General features: G+C 65.8%; 4 protein-coding genes. All 4 read left to right on the top strand.

Annotated features, from left to right (window positions below; all coding sequences use genetic code 11):
- Nucleotides 1-438, top strand: a 438-nt coding sequence (locus WA702_RS01020; RefSeq protein WP_425108664.1) for a (2Fe-2S)-binding protein, incomplete at its 5' end; no start/stop codon positions are given.
- An 11-nt stretch (nucleotides 439-449) separates the two neighbouring features.
- A complete protein-coding gene (locus WA702_RS01015; RefSeq protein ID WP_425108663.1) occupies nucleotides 450-2,045 on the top strand; it encodes a xanthine dehydrogenase family protein molybdopterin-binding subunit in 1,596 nt (531 codons plus the stop codon).
- 1 nt (nucleotide 2,046) lies between these two features.
- Nucleotides 2,047-3,069: a xanthine dehydrogenase family protein molybdopterin-binding subunit gene (locus WA702_RS01010; protein WP_425108662.1), complete on the top strand. Its 1,023-nt coding sequence runs from the start codon at nucleotides 2,047-2,049 to the stop codon at nucleotides 3,067-3,069.
- A 6-nt stretch (nucleotides 3,070-3,075) separates the two neighbouring features.
- Nucleotides 3,076-3,713 (top strand): AAA family ATPase (locus tag WA702_RS01005; RefSeq protein ID WP_425108661.1); only part of this gene is annotated, 638 nt, incomplete at its 3' end.

Here is a 3,713-nt window from a genome sequence, read left to right as displayed (position 1 = left end):
GTTGCGATCTTCGTCGATGGCGGTGTCAATTTGCTGGTGGCGCTGCGCGAACTGATCGGTGACATGACGCCGAAATTCGGCTGCGGCCAGGGTGGCTGCGGCGCCTGCTCGGTGCTGATCGACGGCGAATTGCATCTGTCCTGCCTGACGCTCGCCGAGACGGTCGCGGGCCGCTCGGTCGAGACGCTCGACGGGTTGAAGGACGGGCCCAACCTGCATCCGCTGCAGCGCGCCTTTGCTGAGAATTTCGCCGCGCAATGCGGCTACTGCACGCCGGGCATGCTGATGGCCGCCAAGGCGCTGCTCGATCACAATCCGCAGCCGAGCCGCGCAGAGGTGGTGGAGGCGATCTCCGGCAATATCTGCCGCTGCACCGGCTATGAGCCGATCATCAATGCCGTGCTGGCCGCGGCCTCCGCGTCGCGCGCCCGCGCCTGAAGGACATCGCCATGCTGGAATTGCGCAAGGACATCTTCGCCGACGAGCGTGACGATAATTTAAATGAAATCGGCAAGGGCACGCAGCGTCAGGACATGCTCGGCCACGTCACTGGCGCCTCGACCTATTTCGACGATCATAAGCTGCAGGGCATGCTGAATTTGAAGGTGCTGCGCAGCGCGCATCCGCATGCCCGCATCAGGCGCATCGACACCGCCGAGGCGGAGCGCGCGCCGGGCGTGCGCCGGATCATCAAGGGCAGCGACGTGCCGCGTAATCTCAATACGCTGCTGAGCCTGATTAATTTCGGCAGGGATGACGAGCCGTCGCTGGCGGTCGACAAGGTGCGCTACAAGGGCGAGCCGATCGTGGCCGTGGTCGCCGACAGCCCGCGCGAGGCCTATGAGGCGATTGCGAAGATCCGGGTTGATTACGAGCCGCTCACCGCCGTGTTCGATGTCGAGGAGGCGCTGCGGTCCGGCGCCCCCGTCGTCAACGAGACCTATCCGAAGAACACCTTTACGTACCACGACAAATATGATCACCAGAAGCTGCGCTTCGGCGATGTCGAGCGCGGCTTTGCCGAAGCCGATCATGTGCTGGAGCAGCGCTACCAGATGTCACCGATCGAGCACGCGCCGACCGAGACCAACGGCTCGATCGCGGCACCCGACACCAATGGCCGCTATGTGGTCTACACATCGACCCAGGCGCTGTTCTTCTCTCTCGACACCTGCGCCAAGATCCTCGACGTTCCCTCCAACACCTTCCATTTCATCGGCGGCACCGTCGGCGGCGGCTTCGGCGGTAAGGTCGACACGCTGACCGAGCCGCTCGCGATCCTCGGCGCGATGCTGACCGGGCGCCCGGTGCGCTATCTCTTTGGCCGCGAGGAGGAGATGCAATACGGCCCGCCGCGCGGTGCCGAGCGCATCTACATCAAGGATGGCGTCAGGCGCGACGGCCACATCACGGCCCGCCAGGTCCGCTGCTATTTCGATAGCGGCGCCTATACGCGGCTGTCGAGCTACGCGGTGGTGAAATGCGCCGCGCATCTGCCGGGGCCGTATACGATCCCGAACGTCTATGGTGACATCTATTGCGTGTTCACCAACCGTACGCCGGCGACGGCGATGCGCGGCTTCGGCGTCACCGGCATGGATTTTGCGATCGAATGCCAGATGGACAAGCTGGCGCATCTCACCGGCATCGATCCGATGGAGTTCCGCCTCATCAATGCCTATCGCGACGGCGACATGAAGGCGCATCGGCGCGAGGCCAAGAACACCGCGCTGATCGAATGCGTGCAGGTCGCGGCCGAGAAGGCCAAGTGGCCGCTGCGCGAGGAGTTCAAGCGCATGTCATCGCGCAAGGATGGCGGCGGTATCAGAGCGGAAATTTCGCCGACGCCGCGCGAGTCCGTCGCGCCACGCGCAGCGCCGGCGCAGCAGCGCACCAGCTACGACCGCGGACTCACTGTGCCCGCACACGACCAGCGGCCGGTAGCGCCGTCGCCGCCGCCTGTTGCGCCCCCACCGCCACAACCGGCGGCACCGTCGCATGGCGCCACCCGTTTCTCCTCCGTATTCGGCACCAGGAGGCGCTGAGATGACTAGGCATCACGGACGCGGCATTGCCTCGATCAACTATCCGATCGGCATGAATCTCGGCGGCGACCCGAGCCAGGCGCTGGTGCATTCCAATCCGAGCGGCAAGTTCACGGTGGCGCTGTCGTCGATCGATCTCGGCCAGGGCATGAAGTCGGTGACGCGGCAGATCTGCGCCGAGACGCTCGGCGTTCCCGTCGAGGATGTCTATGTCGACACCGCCGATTCCGACACCGGTCCGCATTGCATGGGCTCGTTTGCTTCTCGTGGAACGCACCGTGTCGGCAACGCGGTGATGGCAGCGGCGCGCGAGGCGCGCGGCGTGATGATGGAGGCGGCCGCCGAGGAGCTGGAGGTCAATGCCACCGATCTCGAAACCGACGGCCGCGGCAACATCCACGTCAAGGGTGCGCCGCATCGCGCGATGTCGACCAAGGACGTCGCGATCGCAGCGCAGTTCAAGCAGGGGCGCACCATCTCGGGCCGTGGCATTTTCCTGGTGCCGCTGTCGGATGTCGATCCCGAGACTGGCGAGATGTCGCCGGCGACGTGTTACGCGCATGCCTGCCTGGTGGCCGAGGTCGAGGTCGATGACGAGACCGGCGAGGTCGACATGGTGCGGATGGACAGCGCTTATGAGCTCGGGCGCGCGCTCAACCCGCGGCTGGTCGAGCAGCAGCTGGTCGGCGGCGCCTGGATGGGCGTCAGCCACGCGCTCTACGAAACGCCGGAGCCGTATTATCCCAATCCCGCGCACGGCCCGCGCGACTTCGTCGAATATCTTATGCCGGGACCGGGTGACATCTGCCCGCACGACATCGCAGTGCTGGAGCGCCCCGCGGCCGACGGCCCGTTTGGCGCCAAGGGGCCGGGCGAGATGTGCGCCAATCCGGTGCTGCCGGCGGTGGCGAATGCCATCTTCAATGCGGTCGGCGTGCGCATCGATGAATTGCCGATCACGCCGGAGAAGGTGTTGCGCGCCATCAAGGCGCAGGGCGGCGCCCGGCCGCAACCGCGACGGTGAGGCGACATGGCGGTCCGCAGCAACATCGTCGGCATCGATAGTCCGGAGGCGCTGGAGCGGGCGCTGCGCTCGGCCTATTACCTCGCCGATGAGGGCCTTGCGACCGCGGCCTATCTCGGACTGGCGCTCGGCAAGCCGCTGCTGCTCGAAGGCGCGCCGGGCGTCGGCAAGACTGAGGCGGCGAAAGCGGTCGCTGCGGTGCTCGGCCGCCGCCTGATCCGGCTGCAATGCTATGAAGGCATCGACGCGTCCGCCGCGCTCTATGAGTGGAACTATCCGCGCCAGATGCTGGCGATCCGGCAGGCCGGCGAGCAGTCGATCGACATCTATGGCGAGTCTTTCCTGATCGAGCGGCCGATGCTTGCAAGCTTGCGTTCGCCTGATTCCACCGTGCTGCTGATCGACGAGATCGATCGCGCCGATCAGGAATTCGAGGCGTTCCTGCTCGAATTCCTCTCCGACTTCCAGATATCGATCCCCGAGCGCGGCACCGTGCGCGCGGCCGAGCGGCCGGTGGTGATCCTGACTTCGAACCGCACCCGCGACCTGCACGAGGCGCTGCGCCGCCGCTGCGTCTATCACTGGATCGATTATCCCACGACCGAGCGCGAGGCCCGCATCATCATGCTGCGGGCGTCCAGCGT

It is taken from the genome of Bradyrhizobium sp. (assembly GCF_049798375.1).
In the GTDB taxonomy this organism is placed as follows: Bacteria; Pseudomonadota; Alphaproteobacteria; order Rhizobiales; family Xanthobacteraceae; genus Bradyrhizobium.
The sequence above is the reverse complement of the archived record's forward strand: the minus strand, read 5'-3'. Positions and strand labels throughout refer to the sequence as shown.